Origin of the sequence: Sphingobacterium faecium, assembly GCF_003054045.1 — a bacterium.
GTDB classification, from domain to species: Bacteria; Bacteroidota; Bacteroidia; order Sphingobacteriales; family Sphingobacteriaceae; genus Sphingobacterium; species Sphingobacterium faecium.
On the sequence record NZ_QBKH01000004.1, the window covers coordinates 84,305 to 108,559 of the forward strand.

Annotated in this window: 38 protein-coding genes; 3 read left to right on the forward strand and 35 right to left on the reverse strand. The window is 36.0% G+C overall.

Going from position 1 to position 24,255, the window contains the following annotated elements; genetic code table 11:
- Positions 1–254 precede the first annotated feature (254 nt).
- A complete protein-coding gene (locus tag C8N37_RS11985) occupies positions 255–992 on the forward strand; it encodes a lysophospholipid acyltransferase family protein (protein WP_108159138.1) in 738 nt (245 codons plus the stop codon).
- Here the strand turns inward: C8N37_RS11985 and C8N37_RS11990 are convergent, their stop codons facing one another.
- Positions 993–2,075, reverse strand: coding sequence for a glycosyltransferase family 2 protein (locus tag C8N37_RS11990; protein WP_108159139.1), 1,083 nt, complete (start codon positions 2,073–2,075; stop codon positions 993–995).
- 31 nt (positions 2,076–2,106) lie between these two features.
- Complete coding sequence (locus tag C8N37_RS11995) at positions 2,107–3,084, reverse strand: lysylphosphatidylglycerol synthase domain-containing protein (protein WP_228115710.1); 978 nt, start codon at positions 3,082–3,084, stop codon at positions 2,107–2,109.
- A 122-nt stretch (positions 3,085–3,206) separates the two neighbouring features.
- On the opposite strand from C8N37_RS11995, the gene ruvC reads away from it, so the two are divergent.
- Positions 3,207–3,773 (forward strand): crossover junction endodeoxyribonuclease RuvC, encoded by a 567-nt coding sequence (gene ruvC, locus C8N37_RS12000; protein ID WP_108159140.1) that lies wholly within the window; start codon positions 3,207–3,209, stop codon positions 3,771–3,773.
- A gap of 2 nt (positions 3,774–3,775) precedes the next feature.
- On the opposite strand, the gene C8N37_RS12005 is transcribed toward ruvC, so the two are convergent.
- The gene (locus C8N37_RS12005) at positions 3,776–4,819 is read right to left on the reverse strand and encodes a hypothetical protein (protein WP_108159141.1); all 1,044 of its coding nucleotides are present in this window, start codon (positions 4,817–4,819) and stop codon (positions 3,776–3,778) included.
- A gap of 221 nt (positions 4,820–5,040) precedes the next feature.
- Here C8N37_RS12005 and C8N37_RS12010 point away from each other — a divergent pair, with 221 nt between their 5' ends.
- A complete protein-coding gene (locus C8N37_RS12010; protein ID WP_045754637.1) occupies positions 5,041–5,514 on the forward strand; it encodes an Lrp/AsnC ligand binding domain-containing protein in 474 nt (157 codons plus the stop codon).
- Positions 5,515–5,569: 55 nt separating this feature from the next.
- Here C8N37_RS12010 and C8N37_RS12015 read toward each other — a convergent pair whose 3' ends face one another.
- The 32 genes from C8N37_RS12015 to rplW all read right to left on the reverse strand — a co-directional run bounded on the left by C8N37_RS12015 (position 5,570) and on the right by rplW (position 24,254).
- Entirely contained in the window at positions 5,570–6,634 is a 1,065-nt protein-coding gene (locus tag C8N37_RS12015) for a M20 family metallo-hydrolase (protein WP_108159142.1), read from the reverse strand.
- Positions 6,627–7,430, reverse strand: a complete 804-nt coding sequence (gene proC, locus C8N37_RS12020; protein WP_108159143.1) for a pyrroline-5-carboxylate reductase — start codon at positions 7,428–7,430, stop codon at positions 6,627–6,629. Before proC ends, C8N37_RS12015 begins: the two co-directional genes overlap by 8 nt.
- An 11-nt stretch (positions 7,431–7,441) precedes the next feature.
- A complete protein-coding gene (argB, locus tag C8N37_RS12025) occupies positions 7,442–8,239 on the reverse strand; it encodes an acetylglutamate kinase (protein WP_045754640.1) in 798 nt (265 codons plus the stop codon).
- A gap of 45 nt (positions 8,240–8,284) precedes the next feature.
- Positions 8,285–9,250: a Rossmann-fold NAD(P)-binding domain-containing protein gene (locus C8N37_RS12030; protein WP_108159144.1), complete on the reverse strand. Its 966-nt coding sequence runs from the start codon at positions 9,248–9,250 to the stop codon at positions 8,285–8,287.
- 19 nt (positions 9,251–9,269) lie between these two features.
- A complete protein-coding gene (locus tag C8N37_RS12035; protein ID WP_108159145.1) occupies positions 9,270–10,403 on the reverse strand; it encodes an aspartate aminotransferase family protein in 1,134 nt (377 codons plus the stop codon).
- Positions 10,404–10,542: 139 nt separating this feature from the next.
- Entirely contained in the window at positions 10,543–11,046 is a 504-nt protein-coding gene (rplQ, locus tag C8N37_RS12040) for a 50S ribosomal protein L17 (RefSeq protein ID WP_108159146.1), read from the reverse strand.
- Positions 11,047–11,117: 71 nt separating this feature from the next.
- The gene (locus C8N37_RS12045) at positions 11,118–12,110 is read right to left on the reverse strand and encodes a DNA-directed RNA polymerase subunit alpha (protein ID WP_108159147.1); all 993 of its coding nucleotides are present in this window, start codon (positions 12,108–12,110) and stop codon (positions 11,118–11,120) included.
- 91 nt (positions 12,111–12,201) lie between these two features.
- Complete coding sequence (gene rpsD, locus C8N37_RS12050) at positions 12,202–12,810, reverse strand: 30S ribosomal protein S4 (protein ID WP_045753991.1); 609 nt, start codon at positions 12,808–12,810, stop codon at positions 12,202–12,204.
- 58 nt (positions 12,811–12,868) lie between these two features.
- Positions 12,869–13,258, reverse strand: coding sequence for a 30S ribosomal protein S11 (rpsK, locus tag C8N37_RS12055; RefSeq protein ID WP_045753990.1), 390 nt, complete (start codon positions 13,256–13,258; stop codon positions 12,869–12,871).
- A 10-nt stretch (positions 13,259–13,268) separates the two neighbouring features.
- Positions 13,269–13,646: a 30S ribosomal protein S13 gene (rpsM, locus tag C8N37_RS12060; protein ID WP_045753989.1), complete on the reverse strand. Its 378-nt coding sequence runs from the start codon at positions 13,644–13,646 to the stop codon at positions 13,269–13,271.
- Positions 13,647–13,673: 27 nt separating this feature from the next.
- Positions 13,674–13,790: a 50S ribosomal protein L36 gene (gene rpmJ, locus C8N37_RS12065; protein WP_038702005.1), complete on the reverse strand. Its 117-nt coding sequence runs from the start codon at positions 13,788–13,790 to the stop codon at positions 13,674–13,676.
- 46 nt (positions 13,791–13,836) lie between these two features.
- Positions 13,837–14,055, reverse strand: coding sequence for a translation initiation factor IF-1 (infA, locus tag C8N37_RS12070; protein ID WP_002997456.1), 219 nt, complete (start codon positions 14,053–14,055; stop codon positions 13,837–13,839).
- A gap of 74 nt (positions 14,056–14,129) precedes the next feature.
- Positions 14,130–14,912, reverse strand: a complete 783-nt coding sequence (map, locus tag C8N37_RS12075; RefSeq protein WP_045753988.1) for a type I methionyl aminopeptidase — start codon at positions 14,910–14,912, stop codon at positions 14,130–14,132.
- A gap of 9 nt (positions 14,913–14,921) precedes the next feature.
- Complete coding sequence (gene secY / locus C8N37_RS12080) at positions 14,922–16,259, reverse strand: preprotein translocase subunit SecY (RefSeq protein WP_045753987.1); 1,338 nt, start codon at positions 16,257–16,259, stop codon at positions 14,922–14,924.
- A 3-nt stretch (positions 16,260–16,262) separates the two neighbouring features.
- Complete coding sequence (gene rplO / locus C8N37_RS12085) at positions 16,263–16,709, reverse strand: 50S ribosomal protein L15 (protein ID WP_045753986.1); 447 nt, start codon at positions 16,707–16,709, stop codon at positions 16,263–16,265.
- 114 nt (positions 16,710–16,823) lie between these two features.
- Complete coding sequence (gene rpmD / locus C8N37_RS12090; RefSeq protein ID WP_045753985.1) at positions 16,824–17,003, reverse strand: 50S ribosomal protein L30; 180 nt, start codon at positions 17,001–17,003, stop codon at positions 16,824–16,826.
- Between the two features lie 5 nt (positions 17,004–17,008).
- Positions 17,009–17,527 carry a 30S ribosomal protein S5 gene (rpsE, locus tag C8N37_RS12095; protein ID WP_038695504.1) on the reverse strand — a complete coding sequence of 173 codons (519 nt, stop codon included), beginning with the start codon at positions 17,525–17,527 and terminating at the stop codon, positions 17,009–17,011.
- 12 nt (positions 17,528–17,539) lie between these two features.
- On the reverse strand, positions 17,540–17,893 hold the full coding sequence (gene rplR, locus C8N37_RS12100) for a 50S ribosomal protein L18 (RefSeq protein WP_045753984.1): 354 nt from the start codon (positions 17,891–17,893) through the stop codon (positions 17,540–17,542).
- 5 nt (positions 17,894–17,898) lie between these two features.
- Positions 17,899–18,453 (reverse strand): 50S ribosomal protein L6, encoded by a 555-nt coding sequence (gene rplF, locus C8N37_RS12105; RefSeq protein ID WP_045753983.1) that lies wholly within the window; start codon positions 18,451–18,453, stop codon positions 17,899–17,901.
- A gap of 20 nt (positions 18,454–18,473) precedes the next feature.
- Positions 18,474–18,872, reverse strand: a complete 399-nt coding sequence (gene rpsH, locus C8N37_RS12110; RefSeq protein ID WP_045753982.1) for a 30S ribosomal protein S8 — start codon at positions 18,870–18,872, stop codon at positions 18,474–18,476.
- Positions 18,873–19,010: 138 nt separating this feature from the next.
- The gene (rpsN, locus tag C8N37_RS12115) at positions 19,011–19,280 is read right to left on the reverse strand and encodes a 30S ribosomal protein S14 (protein ID WP_021190937.1); all 270 of its coding nucleotides are present in this window, start codon (positions 19,278–19,280) and stop codon (positions 19,011–19,013) included.
- Positions 19,273–19,842, reverse strand: a complete 570-nt coding sequence (gene rplE / locus C8N37_RS12120) for a 50S ribosomal protein L5 (RefSeq protein WP_108159148.1) — start codon at positions 19,840–19,842, stop codon at positions 19,273–19,275. The genes rpsN and rplE overlap by 8 nt, the downstream gene beginning before the upstream one ends.
- Positions 19,842–20,189, reverse strand: coding sequence for a 50S ribosomal protein L24 (rplX, locus tag C8N37_RS12125; protein ID WP_045753980.1), 348 nt, complete (start codon positions 20,187–20,189; stop codon positions 19,842–19,844). Before rplX ends, rplE begins: the two co-directional genes overlap by 1 nt.
- 2 nt (positions 20,190–20,191) lie before the next feature.
- The gene (rplN, locus tag C8N37_RS12130) at positions 20,192–20,560 is read right to left on the reverse strand and encodes a 50S ribosomal protein L14 (protein ID WP_021189647.1); all 369 of its coding nucleotides are present in this window, start codon (positions 20,558–20,560) and stop codon (positions 20,192–20,194) included.
- Position 20,561: 1 nt separating this feature from the next.
- Entirely contained in the window at positions 20,562–20,816 is a 255-nt protein-coding gene (gene rpsQ / locus C8N37_RS12135) for a 30S ribosomal protein S17 (RefSeq protein WP_021189648.1), read from the reverse strand.
- 12 nt (positions 20,817–20,828) lie between these two features.
- Positions 20,829–21,047: a 50S ribosomal protein L29 gene (gene rpmC, locus C8N37_RS12140; protein ID WP_045753979.1), complete on the reverse strand. Its 219-nt coding sequence runs from the start codon at positions 21,045–21,047 to the stop codon at positions 20,829–20,831.
- A gap of 92 nt (positions 21,048–21,139) precedes the next feature.
- Positions 21,140–21,562: a 50S ribosomal protein L16 gene (gene rplP / locus C8N37_RS12145; RefSeq protein WP_045753978.1), complete on the reverse strand. Its 423-nt coding sequence runs from the start codon at positions 21,560–21,562 to the stop codon at positions 21,140–21,142.
- A gap of 57 nt (positions 21,563–21,619) precedes the next feature.
- Positions 21,620–22,411, reverse strand: coding sequence for a 30S ribosomal protein S3 (rpsC, locus tag C8N37_RS12150; RefSeq protein WP_045753977.1), 792 nt, complete (start codon positions 22,409–22,411; stop codon positions 21,620–21,622).
- Between the two features lie 11 nt (positions 22,412–22,422).
- The gene (gene rplV, locus C8N37_RS12155; protein ID WP_108159149.1) at positions 22,423–22,857 is read right to left on the reverse strand and encodes a 50S ribosomal protein L22; all 435 of its coding nucleotides are present in this window, start codon (positions 22,855–22,857) and stop codon (positions 22,423–22,425) included.
- Positions 22,858–22,863: 6 nt separating this feature from the next.
- Positions 22,864–23,130 (reverse strand): 30S ribosomal protein S19, encoded by a 267-nt coding sequence (gene rpsS, locus C8N37_RS12160; RefSeq protein ID WP_021189653.1) that lies wholly within the window; start codon positions 23,128–23,130, stop codon positions 22,864–22,866.
- Entirely contained in the window at positions 23,130–23,957 is an 828-nt protein-coding gene (gene rplB / locus C8N37_RS12165) for a 50S ribosomal protein L2 (RefSeq protein ID WP_021189654.1), read from the reverse strand. Before rplB ends, rpsS begins: the two co-directional genes overlap by 1 nt.
- Before the next feature lie 6 nt (positions 23,958–23,963).
- Positions 23,964–24,254, reverse strand: a complete 291-nt coding sequence (gene rplW, locus C8N37_RS12170) for a 50S ribosomal protein L23 (RefSeq protein WP_045753975.1) — start codon at positions 24,252–24,254, stop codon at positions 23,964–23,966.
- Position 24,255 lies beyond the last annotated feature (1 nt).

Here is a 24,255-nt window from a genome sequence, read left to right on the forward strand (position 1 = left end):
TTAAATACGTTCAAATATGCATAGCAAATTTATATAGCAAGAAATTCAAGTGAAGCTTACAACTTCAAGTCGAATTTAACAACTAAGGTTTTTATTAGGAATAATTCCTCCTATCTCACTAAATATAAACATTATTAAATCAAAAGGGTATTTTATAGCCGTAAACTTGAATTATTGGGAACATCTAATCGCAATAATTATTTGTAAACTATATTAATAATTATATTTGCTGCAAATAATAATTAGATTTTAACATGAAGAAGATTATTGGATTTATTCTGACACCTATATTTTATTTCTTTTTTGGCTTATGCCTTTTAATTTTTCATCCTGTTCAATGGTTGAGCCTTAAATTAGGAGGGTATAATATGCATAAGAAAAGTGTCGATATCCTCAATTTCTTCCTAACATATTGCAATTGTCTACTTTTCAATAGCGTTACATTTATTGATAATAAAAATATACCCACGGGACAGCCTATTATTTTTGTAGCCAATCATCAAAGTACATTTGATATACCGGCTATGATCTATTTTCTAAGAAGGTTTCATGGAAAATTCATCTCTAAAATAGAATTAGCAAAAGGAATACCTAGTATATCTTTCAATTTAAAACATGGTGGAGCAGCGAATATTGACCGTAAAGATTCAAAGCAATCTATTGGAGAGATTTTAAAACTTGCTAATAATATGAAAACCAAAAATTGGTCTGCTTTTATTTTTCCGGAAGGCACACGTACAAGAAATGGGAAGATGAAATCATTTCACGTTGGAGGAATCGCTACCATATTAAAGAAAAATCCTGATGCACTTATAGTTCCAATTGCCATTAATGGTTCCTATGAAATGACAAAGAGTGGTTTATTTCCGCTAACACCTTTTGTGAAAATGAGTTGGGAAGTCTTAGATCCAATTGATAAAACGGATAAAACTTTAGAAGAAATAGTTTTAGAAGCGGAACAAAAAATTCGTTTGAAAGTCAAAAATGGTTAGCTATTTAACCTGCCTACCTTTCCAATCATATTTTCCAATATTACCTAATATCCCTATATATACCAAGTAAATAATATGTAATGAGGAAAGAATAGGCAGATACCTCATTAATTCCTCTCTATTGGAGAATTGAGTCAACGGTTGTATAAATAAATATTCAACTATTATTTTGACAACGAGGACGACCAGAAAAGTAAAAAGATAGGAATAATGATAAAATAGACCTGCCAAAAGACTGGCAAGCATACAAAAATTAAACAGCCAAATCGTGATACCGAGTAATACGATTGCTTTATTTTTATATTTCGTACTTTTTGATGCCCAACGCTTGCGTTGGCTGATAAATGATCTCAATGTGGGTTTAGCATCCGTAAATACAATAGCATCAGTAGATTTACAAAAACCTATCTTATGGGGATATCTCGCTGCAACTTTATGTAAAAATAATTCATCATCACCCGACGCCAATTCGTCTATTCCTGAAAATCCCCCCAATTCGTAGAAAATATCTTTGCGATAAGCCAAATTTGCACCATTACAAGTTGTAGGATTTTTATTTCCGATACCAGCTGCTCCCAAGCCTATTAAATATAAAAACTCAAGGGTCTGAAGTCTTTCAAAAAATGATTTTTCTTCTGAATAAATAACTGGCGAAGATAACATGTATAAATCTTGAGTTTCAAAATAACTAATTACCGTGTTCAACCAATACTCATCCATTCTACAGTCGGCATCCGTCGTAACGATAATATCTCCGCTACATAAATCAATGGCTTTTGAAATAGCTAACTTCTTATACGAGTTCAATTTATTACTCTCATTGAGCTGAATCAATTGGACTCCTCTGTCCGCATAGGACAATACAACTTCACTGGTACAATCGGTAGAATGATCATCTATCACAATTAATTCCAGTAATTCCGAAGGAAATTTCTGATGTAAAATAGCTTCAATAGTTCGTGCTATACCAGCCTCTTCATTGCGAGCCGCAATGATAACTGAAACACGTCTCGTTGGTTTGTAATTCGATATGACGGTTGGTATTTCAAACCACCCCTTACGCATATATAGCACCAATGCCATATAGATCAGTGCTAATAATATTGTTAAAAAACTAAGACTTAGAATCACCAAAAAAATTTATTTTCAAGACAAAAAAAGAACCTAAGAAAGCTGGTAGTATCAAGTTCACAAACCAAATACAGGATACAATTGCCATTACAGCCAGCTCTTGGTTCGTTATATAACTATAAAGATTACCCGCAACAAAACTTCTTACACTAAAATCAAAAATATCCAATGTAGGTAATGCTGCCTGTACGAAGAACAAAATGAATATCATCAAAATCATTGCCATTACGGGCAATTCTGGTAAAATAACCAACATTAAAATAATATATTGCGAAGTAAAAATGATAAATCGAGCTAATGAGATTAAAATGACTACCAACAATTCCTTAAAAGTGTACTCTTCTAAAATGGAAAAGAATGGTTTGATACGTTTCAGAAAACCAATTTTTCCAACAATAATATCTACCCAATGCACATTAAAATAAAGGACTAAAAAACCTGTTGCATAAAGAATTGCTAATAACCAAATACCAAATCCAATTGATAAAGGGGTCTCCAGGTAAGTACACGCAAACCAAGCAATGCTTAATGCTCCAGCTATGCTTGTTAACACCAATTGTGCAAATAAACCAACACCCATCGCTACGGCGCCCTTAGCTCGATTTTCAGGTTTCAAGAACAAGACTCTTCCACCGTATTCACCAATTCTATTTGGTGTAAAGATAGCCCATGTTAATCCACTAAATACAGACTGGAAAGCTTTCCCCAAGGATATTTTTTCAATCCTAATGGCGAGATACTGCCATTTAACAACTTCAAGCATCCAATTGACAAACATTAAAAATACTATGAGGCTAAAAGTCAACCAAAAATAGTGAGGATCAATCCCATCTATTAATGTTTTAAATTTAAGCAGATTATTTGGATCTGATAATTGCTTATAGATATACCAGCCAGCAAAAGCTAAGACTGCGATTTTAATCAATACACCACTATATTTTTTTTGAGCTTTTGTCAGCATTTCTCAATTTTGGAAACAATGTTACTAAATTTTAGTCAAAGCTAAAGCTATTTTATGGCAATTATAGTATCCTTTCGATGTTGAATTTATATCCATATCGAATAAAAAATGTAATATTGCACATGCAGAAGGAGAAAGCGAAAGAAAGAATTATTTTAGGTATTGATCCTGGAACAGTTGTTTTAGGCTATGGAGTAATACGAGAACAGGGAAATAACATTAGCCTCATAACAATGGGCGTAGTTAAAATGGGGCACCTTGATGATCATGCTCTCAAGCTTCAACGCATATTTAAAAAAACTACAGCCCTAATAGAGGAATATAAACCTGACAGTGTTGCTCTAGAGGCACCATTTTATGGAAAAAACATTCAAGTAATGCTTAAGCTAGGTAGAGCACAAGGGGTTGCTATGGCAGCAGCTCTAAATTTTGATATTCCAATTTTTGAATATGCTCCTAGAAAAATAAAGCAATCAGTCACTGGTAGCGGCAATGCCACCAAAGAACAGGTAGCAGGGATGCTTAAATCCCTACTAAAATTCAATGAAACTCCAGAATTTTTAGATGCCACAGATGGATTGGCAGCTGCAGTTTGTCATTCTTTTCAAAAAAATGCAAGTACAGGTAATAGCAAAAGTTATAGTGGCTGGAGTGCTTTTGTAAAAGATAATGAGAAAAGAATCAAATAAGCTTATAGCTGCACTTGTCTAATTACATTTTTCACATTCAATTCAACAATATCCGTCATAGTTTTACATTTCAAGTACTGTTCGCTCTCATGTGAAATTGCGTATGCTTCACGTAATTGTTTAATATTCTCCTCCGTAGATAATTGCTGAGTTTTTGAAGCATCTCTCAAATCTGCAATTCGATGCCTTTCACTACGTACCCGATGGACGATCGAAGATCGTTCTTCTTGTTGATACTGTAAAACCGTTTTGTCGGTAAGATGCTCCATGGACAGTTTGACATATGGAAAATTCTCTTTAAAAAACTGGGGCATATATACTTTTGGATTACCTTCATAAAATTGTTGGTCAAAATCAATCGCACGAATCCGAAATTGGAAGTCATCAAAATCTGGTGTTATTTGTACAACGAAATTATAAGCACGCATATCTCCCAATAATGATATAATACAACGTTCGTTAAATTTGACAAACTCTTTAGATATTCGAGTGAGATTATAATCAGGTGTATACATCCTCTGTTTGGCAAAGATATCTCCAGGAATGCCCACAATATGTTCTTCCACGAGTGTCTCATGGTCTACCATATAGTTCACTTGGTTTGGAGACAATATCTCTTCCAATTCCAATCCGTAAATACGTGAAGCATCAGCTTGTTTTATATAAAAGTAATCATAAACATCATTCAATCGATTCACAATTCGAATACGAAATGGCCTGGTATTTCCAAAAGCACAATATTCGACACGATCTATATACTTGTGTTGTACTATTCGCGTATTACCAGATGCCTTTAAATTTGCGTAGATAACTTTTAAACCATCGTAAAGTTGATCGATTAGATAGGGTGGATATAAAGGGGTCTCCCAAAATGTATCATTCCCATATTTGTCCATCACAGGTATAGTCTCTGTAAACGAGAGTAAATCCTTATAAGTAATAGGTAGCTTTGCATCACGTTGGTATAAACGTAAATATTTATGCAATCCCTCCCCAACGGCATAGATGGGCTTCTTCCTTGAAATTTTAACGTCTTCTATTTCCATAAATTTCGTACTGATGACCTAAAGTCAATAAAAATCAAAATGATATATAAAATTGTTATTCAAATATCACATTAACAATATGTATATAAAATTTTTACTAAATTTACAGACATAAACCAACAAATCTTAGTATTTTTGAAAAATTTAAAATTTTAATCTGTGACGATTATAAAACAGTATGTCATCAACACTGATTAACTTAATTAATAACAGCACATTTAATGGAAAACAACTATTCTAATTACGATTTAGACAATCTTGATATTCAGATATTATCAATTTTGATGAATGATGCGTCTATTCCTTATACAGAAATAGCAAAAAAATTAATTGTATCTGGAGGTACCATCCATGTTCGTATGAAAAAAATGGAAGAATTGGGTATTATTAAAGGATCCAATCTCATTATAAACCCACAAAAAGTAGGTTTTGATATCACTGCTTTCTTAGGTATTTATCTTGAAAAAGGATCTCAATATTCAGATGCTGTTTCACAATTAAAAGAAATTAAAGAAGTTGTTGAATTACACTACTGTACAGGTCAATATAGTATCTTTGCTAAAATCATCTGTAGAGATACAGTACATCTTCGTAAAGTATTGAATGAAGATATTCAATCAGTACAAGGAATACAACGGACTGAAACCATTATATCACTTGAAGAAAGTATAAAAAGACAGATTAGTTTAGTTTAAGCCATCAAATCTTATATAAACAAAAAAGCACAAAAAATATTTTGTGCTTTTTTGTTTATACTATTTTTTCCAACATGCTTATGTAATCATCAATACCATTCCGTATTTCATCAATAAAAATAAATTCATCTGCCATATGGGAACGTCCAGAAAAACCCGGGCCCAATTTTACTGAAGGAATTCGTAATAACGCTTGGTCACTCATAGTGGGAGATCCATAAGTCTTCTTTCCAAGGCTAATTCCTGATAAAACAAAAGGATGATCTTCTGGAATTGAAGAAGAACTTAATCTTGTTGATCGCGCTGTAACATCCGATAACACCTGCTGTTTTATAATTGCTAATGTTTCTTCATTACTATAAGCATCCGTTGTCCTGACATCAACAACAAAATTGCAAGTCGCTGGTACAACATTATGTTGTTCTCCACATTGAATCATCGTAACAGACATTTTGATCGGACCCAGTTTTTTGGATTCGCGTTCAAATTGGTAAGATTTAAACCACTCAATATCTTGAATAGCTTTGTAAAGAGCATTTTCGCCTTCATCTCTTGCTGCATGCCCAGCTATACCATGGGCTGTACAGTCCAAGACCATTAAACCTTTTTCTGCAATAGCAAGATCCATTAAAGTTGGCTCCCCGACTATGGCGAAATCCAGAGTTCCTAAATCAGAAATTATGGATTCTATCCCCCCTTTTCCAGAGACTTCTTCTTCCGCCGTCGCTGCCAAACAAAAATTATACTGAAGATCAGATCGATTGTAAAAGTAAAGAAATGTAGCAATTAGCGAAACCAAACAACCTCCAGCATCATTACTCCCTAATCCAAAAAGCTTACCATCTGCTTCATCGGGTGAAAACGGATTTCTAGTGTAACCAGTATTGGGTTTTACCGTATCATGATGTGAATTTAATAAGATAGTAGGTTTAAGAGGGGAATAATTCTTATTATAAACCCAAATATTATTTCCTTTGCGATACGACTTAATTGCTTTTTTATTAAAAAATTGAGCAATTAAATCGGCTGTTTCACCCTCATCCCTACTAAAAGAAGAAATTTTAATCAGTGATTTCAGCAATGTTAAACTCTCTTCAAATAATTGAATACGACTATTCATTATATAAACCTCCAGCCTTTTGAGCAGATAATTTAATGCCTTTTATAAAGGCGGAGCTGAAACCATGATGCTCCATCTCATTCAAACCTGCAATAGTACAGCCTTTAGGGGATGTTACCTTATCAATTTCACTTTCTGGATGTGTTTGTGTTTGCAGTAACAAGTCAGCTGCACCCTTAGCTGTTTGAACCGCCATCTTTAGTGCATCATGGGCATGAAAGCCAATCTCTACACCTCCTTGTGATGCCGCTCGAATAGCTCTTAAGAAAAAAGCAATCCCACAAGCGCACAGTGCTGTCGCCGAAGTCATTAAATCTTCATTAATGACAACAACTGCTCCAACGGTCTCAAACATCACCTCTACTTCTTTAACGATATGAGGTGCTGCAGTGTCCGTAGCAATACAAGTCATTGATTGTCCAATAGCAATTGCCGTATTAGGCATTGCTCTTACAACCGATGTACCTTGTCCTAACACTTCTTTAATATCCAAACAGCTCACTCCCGAAACAACAGATACAAAAATCTGATCAGAATCCTTCACTACCGGGGCAATTTCTTCCAGAACTTTTCGTAATTGTTGCGGCAAAATTGCAAAAACAATAATATCAGCATCTTGAACGGCCTGTACGTTATTGTCTGTTACGACAAATCCTAACTGGCTTTCATGACTTAAGGCTTTAATATTACGTCTTGTTAAAGTAATTTGTTCTGCTTTGCAAAATTCACTCTTAACTAAACCTTTTGCAAGTGACAAACCAATATTTCCTGTTCCGATAATGGTGATTCTTTTCATGATTCAAAATTCTATTTTAAGGTTAAACATGTTCCAAATTGCCCTTGTTGGAACAAGTGCAAGTTATTGGCATGACCAATATACACATTCCTAACTCCTTTTTGTATAGCATCAAAAGCATTTTGCAGTTTTGGTACCATACCATCATGGATTGTACCATCTTCCTTTAATTTTGGAAACTCATCGGCATGAATTGAATTAATAACCGACTGATCATCTGTAACATCTCTTAATACGCCATTCTTTTCAAAACAGTAAACTAAAGACGTATCATATAGAGACGATAGACCAACAGCTAAAGCAGAAGCAATTGTGTCTGCATTCGTATTCAATAACTGACCTAAACCATTATGAGTGATTGCTGAGAATACGGGAACAAATCCCGCTTCTAAGAATTTTTTAATAGAAGCTGTATTTACAGAATCATGTAAAATGTCACCAACAAAACCATAATCAATATCTCTAACAGGACGTTTTATGGCTTTAATCGTTCCGCCGTCAGCTCCACTCAGGCCTATCGCATCACATTTTAAAACTTGAAGTTTTGCAACAATATTTTTATTAGTTAAACCAGCATAAACCATGGTTACAATGCGCAACATAGCTTCATCTGTAATTCTGCGCCCCTCAACCATCTTAGCCTCAATTCCTAAATCACTGGCCATGCGCGTCGCTATTTTACCACCACCATGCACTAAAATCTTTTTACCTGGTAATGCAGCAAACTTCTCTAAAAATGAATCTAAAAGTAATTCATCATCAATGATATTGCCACCTATTTTTATAATATTCAGGCTACTATTTGACATCTTTCTCTCTAAATCTTCCAAAATAATATATTTACAAGCTTATTTTTATTTCTTTAAGCTCTCTAGCATGCGCTTTAATACTACTTGAGCAGCCCAAACACGGTTACTTGCCTCTTTAATGACTAAAGAATTTGGTCCATCCAAAACTTCGGACGACAATTCCAAATCTCTCCTAACAGGAAGACAATGCATAATTTTTGCGTCATTGGTCAGCGCTAATTTTTCGTTATCGATTAACCAATTATCCGTTACCGGATATACCTCTCCGTATTCTTCATAAGAAGACCAATTTTTCACATATACAAAATCGGCATCTTGAAGGCTATCATTCAAATTGTTTGATATCTTAGCCCCATTTGTAAATTCTTCAGATAATTGATATCCATCAGGATGTACAATTGTAAAATCAACTAAACCTTCTGATTGAGCTTGACACATCCATTCCGAAAATGAATTTGGTACTGCCTGCGGTAAAGCTTTTACATGAGGAGCCCAAGCTAAAACAACTTTAGGCTTCTCCGTTTTTTTATATTCTGTGATGGTTATAATATCAGTCAGACTTTGTAAAGGATGACGGGTTGCACTTTCTAAAGAAATAACGGGTACACCACAATATTGAATAAACTTGTTAAATAAATCTTCCGAATAATCTTCTTCTCGATCTTTTAATTTTGGAAAAGAACGTAAGCCCAAAATATCACAATACTCGCCCATTACGGCAGCTGCTTCACGAATATGTTCGACAGTTGTACCATTCATGACAACTCCATCTTGAGTTTCCAGTGCCCAACCATCTTTATCCATATTCATGACCATGACATTCATTCCTAAATTCATAGCAGCTTTTTGAGTACTTAAGCGCGTACGCAAACTCGGATTTAAGAACACTAAACCCAGCGTTTTATATTTTCCTAAAGATTCTAATTCATTTGGATTAGCTTTTAGCTCCAACGCTTCTTTTACTACGTCAGAAACATTAGCAACATCTTTAACAGAAAAAAACTTTTTCATATCTATATTTTAATCAAAATTAACCTTTCAAACTTTCAGCAAACGCTGTTAAAAATTGATCAGCCATTTCTTTTGTTGTATTTAATGCAGGTAATAAACGGATAACAGAAGGCTTAGCCTCTCCTGTGAATATTTTATACTTATCTAATAAATCTTTTCTTACATGGGCTAATTCACTAGGTAAATCAATACCTATCATCAAGCCACGTCCTCTGACCTCAGTAATTTGATCAAACTTGTTCAATTCGCTTATGAGATAAGCTCCAACTTGAGCAGCATTTTGAATTAAATTGTCTTGTTTAATAACTTCTAACACAGCAACTGCAGCTGCACAAGCCAAATGATTTCCTCCAAACGTAGTTCCTAACATGCCATAAGCAGCCACAAATTTAGGAGCTATACTAATTGCTCCGATAGGAAATCCATTACCCATGCCCTTTGCCATGGAATATATATCAGCATCGACTCCTGCATAATCATGTGCATAAAACTGGCCAGAACGACCATAACCACACTGTACAGCATCAGCAATAAATACAGAACCATATTGATCACAAAGTGAACGAATTAACTTAAGAAATGCTACAGATGCTTCACGAATACCTCCCACACCTTGTATTCCTTCAATAATGACGGATGAAATTTCATCGCCATAAGATTGGAATGCCTCAACCAAAGCTTCTTCATCGTTAAAAGGTAAAAATACAACATGGTCAGTTTCATTGACCGGAGCTACAATACTTGGATTATCCGTACAAGCAACCGCCAAAGAAGTACGTCCATGAAAAGCTTTTGAAAAAGCAATAACCTTTTTTCGCTTATTATAGAAGGATGCCAATTTTAATGCATTTTCATTAGCTTCTGCACCAGAATTACATAAAAACAAATGATAATCCTCTTTCCCTGAAACCTCACCTAATAATCGAGCTAATTCACGTTGAATAGGAATCTCGACAGAATTAGAATAAAATCCAATTCGATTTAATTGTTCTGTCACACGTTGAACATAATGTGGATGCGTATGACCAATTGAAATCACAGCATGACCACCATATAAATCCAAGTAAGCATTTCCTTCGGCATCCCACACCGTCGAGCCCTGTGCTCTTACAATATTAATTGGATTAATGGGATAAACGTTAAATAAGTCCATTGATAATGAATAAATAATTAAATGAGAAACATAAGTCCGATATGCATTGCAAATATAGCTAAGTCTTCCTAAAAATCAGTTAAAAATAAAAAAGCCTATCATTTTCATGATAGGCCTTATATCTAAAAAAGTTAAAGAACTAGTCTTTGTTTTCTTCTTCTGTCGATGCAGTAGCATCAGTTTCAGTTGCAGCTGGAGTTTCTTCAGTTCCTTCAGCTTTTTTCTTAGAAGCACCACGACGACGAGTTGCTTTTTTCTCAGTAGCAGCTTTAGCACCGTAGATCTCATTATAGTCTACCAATTCGATGAATGCCATTTCAGCATTATCACCTAAACGATTTTCCATTTTGATAATACGTGTATAACCACCTGGGCGATTAGCTACTTTTTCCGAAATTTCACGGAATAAGATAGTAACAGCCTCTTTATCTTTCAAGTAAGCGAAAACAGTACGACGAGAGTGAGTCGTATCGTTTTTAGATTTAGTAATCAAAGGCTCCACATATTTACGTAAAGCTTTAGCTTTTGCTAAAGTAGTTGTGATACGTTTATGTTTTACTAATGACGTTGCCATGTTAGCTAACATTGCCTTTCTATGGCTGTCAGTACGGCCTAAGTGATTTACTTTTTTTCCGTGTCTCATTTTTAATTTAATTTTAATGTATATACCGTCTCTTCACAGAGGGAATTATATACAAGCCGCTTATTAATATATTAATCTTCGTCTAATTTATATTTAGACAAGTTCATTCCGAATGATAAACCTTTCGATTTAACCAATTCTTGGATTTCGCTTAATGATTTTTTACCGAAGTTTCTGAATTTCAACATATCTGCTACGTCATAAGTAACTAGTTCAGATAATGAACGAATATCAGCAGCTTTCAAACAGTTCAATGCACGAACTGAAAGATCCAAGTCAACTAATTCCATTTTCAAAATTTTACGCATATGTAAAATTTCTTCATCAACAACTTTAGTTTCTTCTTTAGTTTGAGACTCAAGAAGCATATTCTCATCAGAGAACAAGATAAAGTGTTGAATTAAGATTTTAGCTGCTTCTTTTAAAGCCTCTTCTGGATGAATAGAACCATCAGTAGAAATATCTAACAACAATTTCTCGTAGTCAGTTTTTTGTTCTACACGGTAGTTCTCAATGGTAAATTTAACATTCTTAATCGGAGTAAAGATCGAATCAATCGCGATTAATCCTACAGGACCATCCACGACTTTATTCTCATCAGCATTTACATAACCACGACCTTTAGCTACGCTCAATTCTACTTCAATTGTAACCGAGCTATCCATGTTACAGATAACCAGATCAGGGTTTAATACTGTAAAGTTGTTTGAGAATTTTGTGATATCACCAGCTGAGAATTGCTCTTGACCATTGATTACTACAAATATCTTTTCGCTATCACCTTGATCACCTGTTTTTTGAAAACGAACTTGTTTCAAATTCAAAATAATCTCAGTAACGTCTTCAACTACACCTTTGATAGTTGAAAATTCGTGCGAAACGCCTGAAAACCTTATCGACGTAATTGCATATCCTTCTAATGAGGACAATAAAATACGGCGCAAAGCATTACCAATGGTTACACCAAAACCAGGCTCCAATGGACGAAATTCGAACGTACCATCAAAATCTGTAGATTTTTGCATGATAACTTTATCCGGTCTTTGAAATGCTAAAATTGCCATTTATTTCTTTTTAAAGTTTTTGTAATAATACTTGCAATACAATAGAATATGCATAATCCATTATGGACTATGCATATTGCTACTTTATTTATTATTTAGAGTATAACTCTACGATTAAGTTCTCTTTGATGTTCTCAGGAATGTCAGATCTCTCAGGGTAACTTAAGAAAGTACCTGTAAGTTCTTTAGCATTCCACTCCAACCATGAGTATTTGTTGATGATTCTACCAGCAACTGAATCAGTGATTGTTTCAAGCGTTTGAGAACGCTCACGAACAGCGATTACATCACCTGGACGTAAGCTATATGATGGAATGTTAACTAATTCACCGTTAACAGTAATGTGTTTGTGCGATACTAACTGACGAGCAGCAGAACGAGTAGGGGCGATACCTAAACGGTAAACCGTGTTATCTAAACGAGCTTCTAATAATTTCAAGAAGATCTCCCCTGTAATACCTTGTTTTGAGGCAGCTTTAACAAACAAATTAGCGAATTGACGCTCTAACACCCCGTAAGTGTATTTTGCTTTTTGCTTTTCTAACAACTGAATAGCGTATTCAGATTGTTTACCTCTGCGTTTAGATGCTCCATGTTGTCCAGGAGGATAATTCTTTTTTTCTAACGCTTTATCTGGGCCGAAAATCGGCTCTCTAAATTTACGGGCAATTTTGGACTTAGGTCCTGTATATCTAGCCATTTTTTTTCTCTTAAAGTATCTATTAGCCTTTAGCTAATGAATCTTATCTTTAACCTAATTAAACTCTTCTACGTTTTGGAGGACGACAACCGTTGTGAGGAAGTGGCGTAATATCTTTGATAGTAGTTACATCAATTCCAACAGTTTGCAATGTTCTGATAGCCGACTCACGTCCAGCACCAGGTCCTTTTACGAATACTTCTACTTTACGTAGACCTAAATCGTATGCAACTTTACCACAGTCATTTGCTGCTTGACCCGCTGCGTACGGTGTATTCTTTTTAGAACCTCTAAAACCCATTTTCCCAGCACTTGACCAAGAAATAGTTTGACCTTGATTATTAGTCAAAGTAACAATGATATTATTAAACGTAGCATTGATGTGTGCTTGACCAACAGGCTCAATTACAACAATACGTTTTTTTGCAGCTTTTTTACTTTTAGCCATTTCTTAATTTTTATTTAGTAGCCTTTTTCTTGTTTGCAACTGTCTTACGTTTACCCTTACGAGTACGAGAGTTGTTTTTAGTGCGTTGACCACGAACTGGTAAATGCTTACGATGACGTAATCCACGGTAACATCCAATATCCATTAAACGTTTGATGTTTAATTGAATCTCTGAACGCAATGCACCTTCAACTTTAATTTCATCAGAAATCAATGTACGAATTGCTGCCAATTGCTCATCATTCCAATCTTGAACTTTAATGTCCTGACTGATTCCCGCCTTATCTAAGATAAGCTCCGCTGTTGTACGACCGATACCAAAAATGTAGGTAAGGCCGATAACACCCCTTTTGTTTTTAGGTAAGTCAATACCTGCTATCCTTGCCATATATGTTTAGCGATTATTTTTAATTAATTAACCCTGACGTTGTTTGTACTTAGGGTTCTTTTTGTTGATTACAAAAACTTTTCCTTTGCGACGAATGATCTTACAATCAGCGCTACGTTTTTTTATTGATGCTCTTACTTTCATGATCTTAATTATTTTCAAAAGCTTGCACTATCAGACAATCAATCCGTTACTTATAACGGTATGTGATACGTCCTTTAGTCAAATCATAAGGAGACATTTCTAATTTAACTTTATCCCCAGGCAAAATTTTGATATAGTGCATACGCATTTTACCAGAAATATGAGCAATAATTTCATGCCCATTTTCCAATTCTACCCTAAACATAGCATTAGAAAGTGCCTCTCTAATTATTCCATCTTGTTCAATTGAGGCTTGTTTAGCCATATATTCTTGATTATTATTTTGTTAAATAGCCTGCAAACAGGAGTGCAAAGATATATAAAATAATTGAAAATCAACTATTTTTCACCTAAAACTTTCTCTACATGTTCAAATGTCAACAACACATCGGGCTCGCCTTTACGTATAGCGACCATTTGTTCGAAGTGCGCTGACAGTTTACCATCAACAGTACTTACTGTCCATCCATCATCCCAAAATCTCACGCCTGCTTTTCCTGCGTTGATCATTGGTTCTATACAAATAACTAAGCCCGACTCTAATTTGGCACCAGAACCACGTTTACCGTAGTTAGGTACTTCTGGTTTTTCATGTAAATGAAGACCAACACCATGTCCAACCAGTTCTCGTACAATACCAAAACCGTATTTAGAAACATGCTCCTGTATCGCTGCACCGATATCACCTACACGTTTTCCAGCGACAGCTTGCTCTATGCCTTTGTACATAGATTCTTTTGTTACATCAAGTAACAGCTGCGCTTCTTCAGTAATATTACCAACACCAAAAGTGTAAGCTGAATCACTAATAAAACCGTTTAGATTTACGCCACCATCAACAGAAACAAGATCTCCATCTTTGATTATATAATCACTAGGAAATCCATGAACGATCTGATCGTTAACAGAAATGCAAAGTGAGTATGGAAATCCATGATAATTAAGGAACGCAGGCGTCCCACCATTATCATGGATAAACTCGTAAGCTAATTTATCAAGAGATAAAGTGGTTATGCCAGGTTTAATAACCTGAGCAACTTCACCAAGCAATTGCGAAAGCACATTTGCTGACAATCGCACTTGCTCGATTTCTTCCTCTGATTTATAATATACTTTAGACATCTAAAGAATTTAAATTGCCGACTGATCTACACCTTCTACTGCCGCAGGAGTTCTTCCTTTAATGCGTCCAGTTTTCATTAATCCGTCATAATGACGCATCAACAAGTGGCTTTCAATTTGTTGCAAAGTATCCAACACAACACCTACCAAAATCAATAAAGACGTACCTCCGTAGAAATGCGCAAATTGATTATTAATACCGAATAAACTTGCAATAGCAGGTAATATAGCAATGATCGCAAGGAAAATTGCACCAGGGAATGTGATATTTGAAATCACACGATCAATAAAGTTACTTGTTTCTAGACCTGGTTTAATACCGGGTACAAATCCTCCATTTTTCTTCATATCATCAGACATTTGCTGAGGATTAACCATAATTGCTGTATAAAAGAATGTAAATGCTATAATTAAAATAGCAAAGGTTACATTATATGCAACAGATGTATAATTACTCAACGACGTTAAGAAATCTGATTGAAGATTAGGGAAAAACTGACCTAGACTCATAGGCACAAACATAATCGCTTGCGCGAAAATGATTGGCATTACACCAGCAGCATTTACCTTTAGAGGAATATACTGTCTAACTCCACCTACCTGTTTATTTCCAACAATTTTCTTTGCATATTGAACTGGGATCTTACGAACACCTTGAACGATTAAAATCGTAAATACAACAACAAAAAATAAAGCTAAAAATTCCAGTAATAATGGAATTGGTCCACCACCACCTTTACTCATACGTGATACCCACTCCGCGGTAATACCACTTGGCAATTGTGCGATAATACCCGTCATAATGATTAAGGAAATACCATTACCAATACCTTTATCAGTAATTTTCTCTCCTAACCACATTACAAACAAAGTACCCGCTGTCAAAACTATTGCAGTAAGAATAGTGAACATTGGATCTGCTAACGTTTTTGCTGAAGGCTCAATTTGAGTTCTCACATACGCAAACGCTTGAAGCAAAGTAATCGCTAACGTTAGATAGCGCGTAATTTGATTCATTTTAGTACGACCACTTTCACCCTCCTTCTGCATTTTTTGGAAATAAGGTACCGCAATGCCCAGTAACTGAACAACAATGGATGCCGATATATAAGGCATTACCCCTAATGCAAAGATAGCCGAACGAGAGAATGACCCTCCTGCAAACATATCTAACAAACCAAGTAAACCTTCTTTCTGACCAGAGGCCAAAGCTTGAGGATTCACTCCAGGTAATACAATATGACATCCAATACGGTAAATTAGAAGAAATAGCAACGTATTCAAAATACGTGTACGTAGATCATCAATTTTCCAAATATTGGTTAAGGTTGTGATTAGTTTCTTCATTTATTAAAGTTTAACGATAGAACCGCCTGCTGCTTCAATAGCTTGTTGAGCAGTAGCCGAGAACGCATGCGCTGTAACTTCAACTTTTGCTTTCAACTCACCACGACCTAAGATTTTCACTTTGTCTTTCTTAGATACTAAACCGTGTGCAACCAATTCTTCTAGGTTTACAGTTGTCAAGTTATGTTTCTCTACTAATTCTTGTAAAGCATCTAAGTTTACACCATTATACTCAACACGGTTTAAGTTCTTGAAACCAAATTTAGGTACACGACGTTGCAAAGGCATTTGACCACCTTCGAAACCGATTTTCGTTGAGTGACCTGAACGAGAACCAGCTCCTTTATGACCACGTGTAGAAGTACCACCGCGACCAGAACCTGTACCACGACCAATACGTTTACTACTTTTTACGGAACCTTTTGCAGGTCTTAAATTACTTAAGTTCATTTTAAAACTAAATTGTGTTAGGCCTTCGCTTTCACTAAACAGGTCCTAACGATTAAAAAATTGATTATAATAAAGTAATGGAAAGAACGATAAAGTTCTTTCCATATGCTTATATTAAATAGTTTCGATAGCTACTAAGTGATTTACTTTTCTCACCATACCAATAATAGCTGGTGTAGCTTCAACTTCTACTGAGTGATTGATTCTTTTCAAACCTAATGCCTCAATAGTTTTCTTTTGGCGCTCGCTTCTGTCGATAACGCTCTTTATCTGGGTGATTTTGATTTTTGCCATGATAATTAACCGTTAAATACTTTATTCAAATCGACACCACGGTGCTGTGCTACTGTATACGCATCACGCATGTTAGCTAAAGCATCAATAGTTGCCTTTACCACATTATGTGGATTAGATGAACCTAATGATTTTGCTAATACGTCTTTGATACCAGCAGACTCTAATACTGCACGCATAGCGCCACCTGCTAAAACTCCTGTACCTGCAATTGCTGGTTTAATCAAAACTGAACCACCAGAATATTTACCATATTGTGAGTGAGGTACAGTACCTTTGATAATAGGAACTTTTACTAAGTTTTTCTTAGCGTCGTCAATTCCTTTCGTAATTGCTTCAGTAACCTCTTTCGCTTTACCTAAACCGAAACCAACGATACCGTTTTCATCACCTACAACCACGATTGCAGAGAAACTGAAAGTACGACCACCTTTAGTAACTTTAGCTACACGTTGGATACTTACTAAGCGATCTTTTAATTCAATCTCGCTTGATTTTACTCTTTTTATATTGCTTAATGCCATTTCGTTCTATGATTAAAAGTCTAAACCGCCTTCGCGAGCACCTTCAGCCAAAGATTTGATACGGCCATGGTATAAGTACCCATTACGGTCAAAAACTACTTTACTAATTCCAGCTGCAACTGCTTTTTCTGCAACTAATTTACCTACCGCTTTTGATTGCTCAACTTTGTTGCCTGCAGCAGCAAAATCTTTTGAAGCGCTAGAAGCTGACACTAATGTCTTTCCAGCAACATCATCAATGATTTGAGCGTAGATACCTTTATTACTTCTAAAAACTGACAAGCGTGGACGCTCTGTTGATCCAGCCAGGTGTTTTCTGATTCCTTTTTTGATTCTCTCTCTACGAGATGCTTTATGTCCTGCCATGGTTATTATTTTTTAGCTGATTTACCTGCTTTTCTTCTTAATACTTCACCTACAAACTTAATACCTTTACCTTTGTATGGCTCTGGTTTACGGAAGCCGCGGATTTTCGCTGCGATTTGACCGATTAATTGTTTGTCGATAGATTCCAAAGTGATAGTAGGGTTTTTACCCTTATCAGCAGTTGTTGTTGCTGTAATTTCTTTTGGCAACATAAATACAATCTGGTGAGAGAAACCTAAAGTTAACTCCAATACATTACCTGTGCATGTTGCACGGTAACCTACACCGACTAATTCTTGAGTAGTTTTGTAACCTTCAGTTACACCGACAACCATGTTGCTCAATAAAGAGCGGTATAATCCGTGTAATGCTTTGTGTCTTTTTTGATCTGTAGCACGAGTTACCACGATGTTTCCATCTTCTTGAGCAACTGTAATGTCACGATCAACTTGTTGTGTTAATTCACCTTTAGGGCCCTTTACTGTAACTAAATTCTTGTCAGATACAGTCACCGTTACACCAGCAGGCATAGCGATAGGCGCTTTTCCAATTCTTGACATTTCTTTGTGATTTTCCTAGATTAATAAACGTAACATAAAACTTCACCGCCAACATTTTGTAAGCGAGCTTCTTTGTCTGTCATAACTCCTTTAGAAGTTGACAAAACAGCGATACCCAAGCCGTTCAAAACACGAGGCATAGTCTCAACACTTGCATATTTTCTTAAACCAGGTTTACTCACACGTGTCAACGTACGAATAGCCGAGATTTTGCTAATTGGATTGTATTTCAAAGCAATTTTGATTGTGCCTTGAACTCCAGTCTCATCAAATTTGTAATTAGCAATGTAACCTTTGTCAAAAAGAACTTTTGTAATTTCTTTTTTAAGGTTCGATGCAGGAATTTCAACAACCCTGTGGTTGGCCTTAATGGCATTCCTTACTCGTGTAAGGTAATCCGCTATTGGATCTGTATTCATTATATATAAAAGTTGTGACAACGGTTTCCTTCCCAACTTTTGGGACAGACCTTTTGTCGATTAATAAATTTTAACGTAAAAAACCCTAGCAAATCTGAAAAAAGATTTGCTGGGGCAAAATTACTTATTTTTTTGATATTACCAAGAAGCTTTTTTAACCCCCGGGATTTTACCGTCTAATGCCATCTCACGGAATGTTACACGAGAGATACCAAATTGACGCATATATCCTTTAGGACGTCCTGTTAATTTACAACGGTTGTGTAAACGAACTGGAGAAGCATTCTTAGGCAATTTATCTAATGCAGCATAATCACCAGCAGCTTTTAACGCAGCACGTTTGTCAGCAAATTTAGCTACTAATTTAGCGCGTTTTACTTCGCGAGCTTTTAATCCTTCCTTAGCCATTGTTATTAGTGTTTTGATTTTTAAATGGTAAACCGAATTGTTTCAACAATTCTAAAGCCTCAACATCATTTCCTGCACTAGTCACGAAAGTAATGTCCATACCTTGAATTTTGTTGATTTTATCAATGTTGATCTCAGGGAAAATGATTTGCTCAGTAATTCCTAAGTTGTAGTTACCTCTACCGTCGAAACCTTTATCGTTGATACCACGGAAGTCACGAATACGTGGAAGTGATACAGCGATTAAACGATCTAAGAACTCATACATGTTGTTATCGCGTAAAGTAACACGTGCACCAACAGGCATACCTTTACGTAATTTAAAGTTTGAGATATCTTTTTTCGATTTTGTTGCAACAGCTTGTTGACCAGTAATTAATGTTAACTCTGCAAGAGCGTTATCAATTAATTTTTTATCTGAAGTGGCAGCACCTACACCTTGTGAAACAACGATTTTCTCAAGTTTAGGAACCTGCATAACACTTTTATACTGGAATTTTTCTTTAAGTGCAGTACGGATTTCCTCCGCATATTTCACTTTTAATCTTGGTACGTAAGTCATTATTTAATTTCCTCCCCTGATTTTTTTGCTACACGAACAATTTTACCATCTTCGTTAACTTTACGACCTACGCGAGTAGGAGCTCCTGTTTTAGGATCGATTAAAGCTAAGTTAGAAATATGGATAGCTGCTTCTTTTTCAATAATACCACCATTAGGATTAGCCGCACTTGGTTTAGTGTGTTTTTTGATGATATTAGCGCCTTCTACAACAGCTCTATTAGCATCCACTAAAACTTGCAATACTTTTCCTTGAACACCTTTAGAGTTACCAGCGATAACTTTCACTAAATCACCTTTTTTGATTTTGATTTTGTGTGTAGTTGTTGTTGTTTTTTTGTATGCCATAATTATAAAACCTCCGGTGCTAGTGATACAATTTTCATGAACTGTTTCTCACGTAACTCTCTAGCAACTGGGCCAAAGATACGTGTACCACGTGGTTCATCATTATTATTTAATAATACTGCAGCGTTGTCATCAAAACGAATATAAGAACCATCTTTACGACGGATTTCTTTTTTAGTTCTAACAACTACAGCTTTAGAAACAGTACCTTTTTTTACGTTTCCTGAAGGTAAAGCGCTTTTGATGGTAACAACAATTTTATCACCTATCGAAGCATAACGCTTACCTGTGCCACCTAACACACGGATTACTAAAACTTCTTTAGCTCCGCTGTTATCAGCAACATTTAGTCTTGATTCCTGTTGTACCATGTTATTTAGCTCTTTCTAATATTTCTACTAATCTCCAATTCTTAGTCTTACTCAGCGGACGAGTTTCCATAATTAATACCGTATCGCCGATACCACAGGTATTAGTTTCGTCATGAGCAGTAAATTTAGTAGTTTTTTTAACGAATTTACCGTAGATAGGGTGTTTCACTTTACGCTCAACCTTTACTACGATAGATTTCTCCATTTTATTGCTAACTACTAAGCCGATTCTTGTTTTTCTTAATTGTCTTTCCATTTCGACTTCAATTTATGCCTCAGAGGCTGTTTCTTTCTTAGCTGCAGCTTTACGAGCACTCAACTCAGTACTTAAACGAGCGATATCTCTACGAGCTGTTTTGATTACATTAGGGTTCTCAATTGCAGAAACAGCATGTGCAAATTTCAATTTGCTAAGGGCAGCTTTCTCTTCTACTAAACGAGCAGCTAAATCCTCTGTTGATAATTCTAAAATTTCTGAATTTTTCATTTTATTTCAGTTGTTATATTGGGTTATCATTAGTTTATATATAGCCTTAGGAGTAACGGTCCTAAGGCTTAAATAATGACATTACCAACGATTTATGCTTCTACGTAATCTCTACGTATAACAAACTTAGTTTGAACCGGAAGCTTTTGAGCTGCAAGACGTAATGCTTCTTTAGCAATTTCTAAAGACACACCTTCTGCTTCAAATAACATACGGCCTGGGCGTACTACGGCAACCCAGTATTCTGGAGCTCCCTTACCTTTACCCATACGAACCTCTGCAGGTTTTTTAGTAACGGGTTTATCAGGGAAAATACGGATCCAAACTTGACCTTCACGTTTCATGTAACGTGTCACTGCAATACGAGCTGCCTCGATTTGACGGCTTGTGATCCATGCTTCCTCCATTGACTTGATACCGAAAGAACCAAAAGCTAACTCTGCTCCACGAGAAGCGTTACCTTTCATACGTCCTTTCTGCATCTTTCTGAACTTTGTTCTTTTTGGCTGTAACATGTTCGTTATTTATTTTAATCCCGTCAGCGACGGAATATTTTTAAATCTTATTATTAATTAATCTCTTTTTGCACCACGGTTGTTGCCACCACGATTGTTGTTTCCACCACGACGGTCACCACCACGACCACCTTTACGGTTGTCACGACGATCAGCACCGCCTTCGTTTCCACCACGTGTTTTCACACCAGAAGCTTGACCAATGTTTGGAGATAAGTCACGTTTACCGTAAACTTCACCTTTACAGATCCAAACTTTGATACCGATTTTACCGTAAGTAGTAAGTGCCTCAGCTAATGCATAGTCGATGTCAGCACGCAATGTATGTAAAGGAGTTCTTCCTTCTTTGTACTGCTCAGAGCGCGCCATTTCAGCACCACCCAAACGACCAGAACACATAATTTTGATACCTTCAGCACCCATACGCATTGTCGATGCAATAGAAGTTTTCATTGCACGACGGAATGAAATACGAGCCTCTAATTGCTTAGCAACACCTTCAGCTACTAATTTAGCATCTAACTCAGGGCGTTTAATCTCAAAAATGTTAATTTGAACATCTTTCTTAGTGATTTTCTTTAACTCTTCTTTGATCTTATCAACTTCCTGACCACCTTTACCGATAACGATACCAGGTCTTGCTGTATGAATAGTAACTGTGATACGTTTTAAAGTTCTTTCAATAACAACTTTTGCTACACCACCTTTTGCTATACGAACAGAAAGATATTTTCTAATCTTTTCGTCTTCTACTAATTTATCGGCATAGTTTTTTCCTCCGAACCAATTAGAATCCCAACCTCTGATGATTCCTAATCTGCTACCTATTGGATTTGCTTTTTGTCCCATTTCTCAATAAATTAGTTTTGTTCAACGTTAGATTTACTGTCAACGATCAAAGTAACATGGTTTGAACGCTTACGAATTCTATAACCGCGACCTTGAGGAGCTGGACGCAATCTTTTCAATTGACGACCACCTGCTACTGCTACTTCTTTAACGTATAATTGACTATCTTCAACTGATTTACCTTCGTTTTTAGCTTCCCAGTTTTTAATTGCAGATAATAATAATTTTTCTACACGGATTGCTGCTTCTTTGCTTGTATGCTTTAAAATATATAAAGCATTCTCTACTTTCTCGCCACGAATTAAGTCCACTACTAAACGCATCTTACGAGGTGAAGTAGGGCAATTTAATAATTTGGCAGTAGAAGCTCCTCCTATTTGAGCTTTCTCTTGCTCTTTGCGCTGCTTTATTAAAACAGACTTTTTAAGTTTTTTTGTTGCTTCCATTACCTATTATTTTTTCTTTTCTGCGTGGCCTCTGAATGTACGCGTAGGAGCGAATTCGCCTAATTTGTGACCTACCATGTTTTCCGTTACATAAACAGGGATAAATTTATTCCCGTTGTGCACTGCAAAGGTATGACCAACAAAATCAGGGGAAATCATTGATCTGCGAGACCATGTTTTGATAACTGACTTCTTGTTAGTTTCATTCATAGAAAGAACTTTTCCTTCTAAGTTGTGATCGATATAAGGACCTTTTTTAATTGAACGAGCCATTATTTTTTCCTTCTCTCAATGATGTAACGATTCGATGTTTTCTTCTTGTCGCGTGTTTTGAAGCCTTTAGCTAAAACACCTGTGCGTGAACGAGGCTGACCTCCTGAGGTACGACCCTCACCACCACCCATAGGGTGATCGACAGGGTTCATAGCTACACCACGAACTCTTGGACGACGTCCTAACCAACGGTTACGACCAGCCTTACCTAACACTTCGATTCTTCTATCGTGGTTAGATACTGAACCGATTGTAGCTACGCAAGTCAATAAGATCATACGTGTCTCACTTGAAGGTAATTTGATAATAGCATATTTACCATCACGAGCAGACAATTGTGCATATGTACCAGCCGAACGAGCGATTGAACCACCTTGACCAGGGTTCAATTCGATGTTATGGATGATAGAACCCAATGGAATGTTTGCTAATGGAATAGTATTACCTACTTCAGGGGCAACTTTTTCTCCTGCTACTACAGTCATTCCAACTTTTAAACCAGCTGGAGCGATGATATAACGTTTCTCACCATCAGCATAATGCAATAATGCAATACGTGCCGTACGGTTTGGATCGTATTCAATTGTAGCTACTGTTGCAGGGATATCTTTTTTATCGCGTTTGAAATCTATTAATCGGTATACTTTCTTGTGTCCCCCACCGATATAACGCATAGTCATTTTACCGGATTTATTACGACCGCCCGATCTTTTGTTGCTTCCAACTACTAATGATTTTTCAGGAACATTAGTTGTTACGTCAGAATAGTCAGCGCCTACTCTGAAACGAGTACCAGGGGTTACCGGTTTGAATCTTTTAACTGCCATCTCTAATTATATAGTACTGTAAAAGTCAATAGTTTCGCCGTCTTTAATTGTAATGACAGCTTTTTTATACTTAGGAGCTCTACCAGAAACAAAACCTGCTTTTGTGTAACGGCTCTTTGCCTTACCTGCTACTACTGCAGTATTAACCGCAAGAACAGTAACACCAAACATAGCCTCAACAGCTGTTTTGATCTGAATTTTGTTAGCTCTGTGATCTACTTTGAAAGCATAACGGTTTAATTTTTCCGTTAAAAATGAAGCTTTCTCAGTTAAGATAGGTTTTTTAATAATGTCCATA

Excerpts from the sequence above, each read along its gene's own strand:
- C8N37_RS11985 (WP_108159138.1), top strand. The coding sequence starts at position 255 with ATGAAGAAGATTATTGGATTTATTCTGACACCTATATTTTATTTCTTT.
- C8N37_RS11990 (WP_108159139.1), bottom strand. The coding sequence starts at position 2,075 with ATGGCATTGGTGCTATATATGCGTAAGGGGTGGTTTGAAATACCAACC.
- C8N37_RS11995 (WP_228115710.1), bottom strand. The coding sequence starts at position 3,084 with ATGCTGACAAAAGCTCAAAAAAAATATAGTGGTGTATTGATTAAAATC.
- ruvC (WP_108159140.1), top strand. The coding sequence starts at position 3,207 with ATGCAGAAGGAGAAAGCGAAAGAAAGAATTATTTTAGGTATTGATCCT.
- C8N37_RS12005 (WP_108159141.1), bottom strand. The coding sequence starts at position 4,819 with ATGGAAATAGAAGACGTTAAAATTTCAAGGAAGAAGCCCATCTATGCC.
- C8N37_RS12010 (WP_045754637.1), top strand. The coding sequence starts at position 5,041 with ATGGAAAACAACTATTCTAATTACGATTTAGACAATCTTGATATTCAG.
- C8N37_RS12015 (WP_108159142.1), bottom strand. The coding sequence starts at position 6,634 with ATGAATAGTCGTATTCAATTATTTGAAGAGAGTTTAACATTGCTGAAA.
- proC (WP_108159143.1), bottom strand. The coding sequence starts at position 7,430 with ATGAAAAGAATCACCATTATCGGAACAGGAAATATTGGTTTGTCACTT.
- argB (WP_045754640.1), bottom strand. The coding sequence starts at position 8,239 with ATGTCAAATAGTAGCCTGAATATTATAAAAATAGGTGGCAATATCATT.
- C8N37_RS12030 (WP_108159144.1), bottom strand. The coding sequence starts at position 9,250 with ATGAAAAAGTTTTTTTCTGTTAAAGATGTTGCTAATGTTTCTGACGTA.
- C8N37_RS12035 (WP_108159145.1), bottom strand. The coding sequence starts at position 10,403 with ATGGACTTATTTAACGTTTATCCCATTAATCCAATTAATATTGTAAGA.
- rplQ (WP_108159146.1), bottom strand. The coding sequence starts at position 11,046 with ATGAGACACGGAAAAAAAGTAAATCACTTAGGCCGTACTGACAGCCAT.
- C8N37_RS12045 (WP_108159147.1), bottom strand. The coding sequence starts at position 12,110 with ATGGCAATTTTAGCATTTCAAAGACCGGATAAAGTTATCATGCAAAAA.
- rpsD (WP_045753991.1), bottom strand. The coding sequence starts at position 12,810 with ATGGCTAGATATACAGGACCTAAGTCCAAAATTGCCCGTAAATTTAGA.
- rpsK (WP_045753990.1), bottom strand. The coding sequence starts at position 13,258 with ATGGCTAAAAGTAAAAAAGCTGCAAAAAAACGTATTGTTGTAATTGAG.
- rpsM (WP_045753989.1), bottom strand. The coding sequence starts at position 13,646 with ATGGCAAGGATAGCAGGTATTGACTTACCTAAAAACAAAAGGGGTGTT.
- rpmJ (WP_038702005.1), bottom strand. The coding sequence starts at position 13,790 with ATGAAAGTAAGAGCATCAATAAAAAAACGTAGCGCTGATTGTAAGATC.
- infA (WP_002997456.1), bottom strand. The coding sequence starts at position 14,055 with ATGGCTAAACAAGCCTCAATTGAACAAGATGGAATAATTAGAGAGGCA.
- map (WP_045753988.1), bottom strand. The coding sequence starts at position 14,912 with ATGTCTAAAGTATATTATAAATCAGAGGAAGAAATCGAGCAAGTGCGA.
- secY (WP_045753987.1), bottom strand. The coding sequence starts at position 16,259 with ATGAAGAAACTAATCACAACCTTAACCAATATTTGGAAAATTGATGAT.
- rplO (WP_045753986.1), bottom strand. The coding sequence starts at position 16,709 with ATGAACTTAAGTAATTTAAGACCTGCAAAAGGTTCCGTAAAAAGTAGT.
- rpmD (WP_045753985.1), bottom strand. The coding sequence starts at position 17,003 with ATGGCAAAAATCAAAATCACCCAGATAAAGAGCGTTATCGACAGAAGC.
- rpsE (WP_038695504.1), bottom strand. The coding sequence starts at position 17,527 with ATGGCATTAAGCAATATAAAAAGAGTAAAATCAAGCGAGATTGAATTA.
- rplR (WP_045753984.1), bottom strand. The coding sequence starts at position 17,893 with ATGGCAGGACATAAAGCATCTCGTAGAGAGAGAATCAAAAAAGGAATC.
- rplF (WP_045753983.1), bottom strand. The coding sequence starts at position 18,453 with ATGTCAAGAATTGGAAAAGCGCCTATCGCTATGCCTGCTGGTGTAACG.
- rpsH (WP_045753982.1), bottom strand. The coding sequence starts at position 18,872 with ATGAATACAGATCCAATAGCGGATTACCTTACACGAGTAAGGAATGCC.
- rpsN (WP_021190937.1), bottom strand. The coding sequence starts at position 19,280 with ATGGCTAAGGAAGGATTAAAAGCTCGCGAAGTAAAACGCGCTAAATTA.
- rplE (WP_108159148.1), bottom strand. The coding sequence starts at position 19,842 with ATGACTTACGTACCAAGATTAAAAGTGAAATATGCGGAGGAAATCCGT.
- rplX (WP_045753980.1), bottom strand. The coding sequence starts at position 20,189 with ATGGCATACAAAAAAACAACAACAACTACACACAAAATCAAAATCAAA.
- rplN (WP_021189647.1), bottom strand. The coding sequence starts at position 20,560 with ATGGTACAACAGGAATCAAGACTAAATGTTGCTGATAACAGCGGAGCT.
- rpsQ (WP_021189648.1), bottom strand. The coding sequence starts at position 20,816 with ATGGAAAGACAATTAAGAAAAACAAGAATCGGCTTAGTAGTTAGCAAT.
- rpmC (WP_045753979.1), bottom strand. The coding sequence starts at position 21,047 with ATGAAAAATTCAGAAATTTTAGAATTATCAACAGAGGATTTAGCTGCT.
- rplP (WP_045753978.1), bottom strand. The coding sequence starts at position 21,562 with ATGTTACAGCCAAAAAGAACAAAGTTCAGAAAGATGCAGAAAGGACGT.
- rpsC (WP_045753977.1), bottom strand. The coding sequence starts at position 22,411 with ATGGGACAAAAAGCAAATCCAATAGGTAGCAGATTAGGAATCATCAGA.
- rplV (WP_108159149.1), bottom strand. The coding sequence starts at position 22,857 with ATGGAAGCAACAAAAAAACTTAAAAAGTCTGTTTTAATAAAGCAGCGC.
- rpsS (WP_021189653.1), bottom strand. The coding sequence starts at position 23,130 with ATGGCTCGTTCAATTAAAAAAGGTCCTTATATCGATCACAACTTAGAA.
- rplB (WP_021189654.1), bottom strand. The coding sequence starts at position 23,957 with ATGGCAGTTAAAAGATTCAAACCGGTAACCCCTGGTACTCGTTTCAGA.
- rplW (WP_045753975.1), bottom strand. The coding sequence starts at position 24,254 with ATGGACATTATTAAAAAACCTATCTTAACTGAGAAAGCTTCATTTTTA.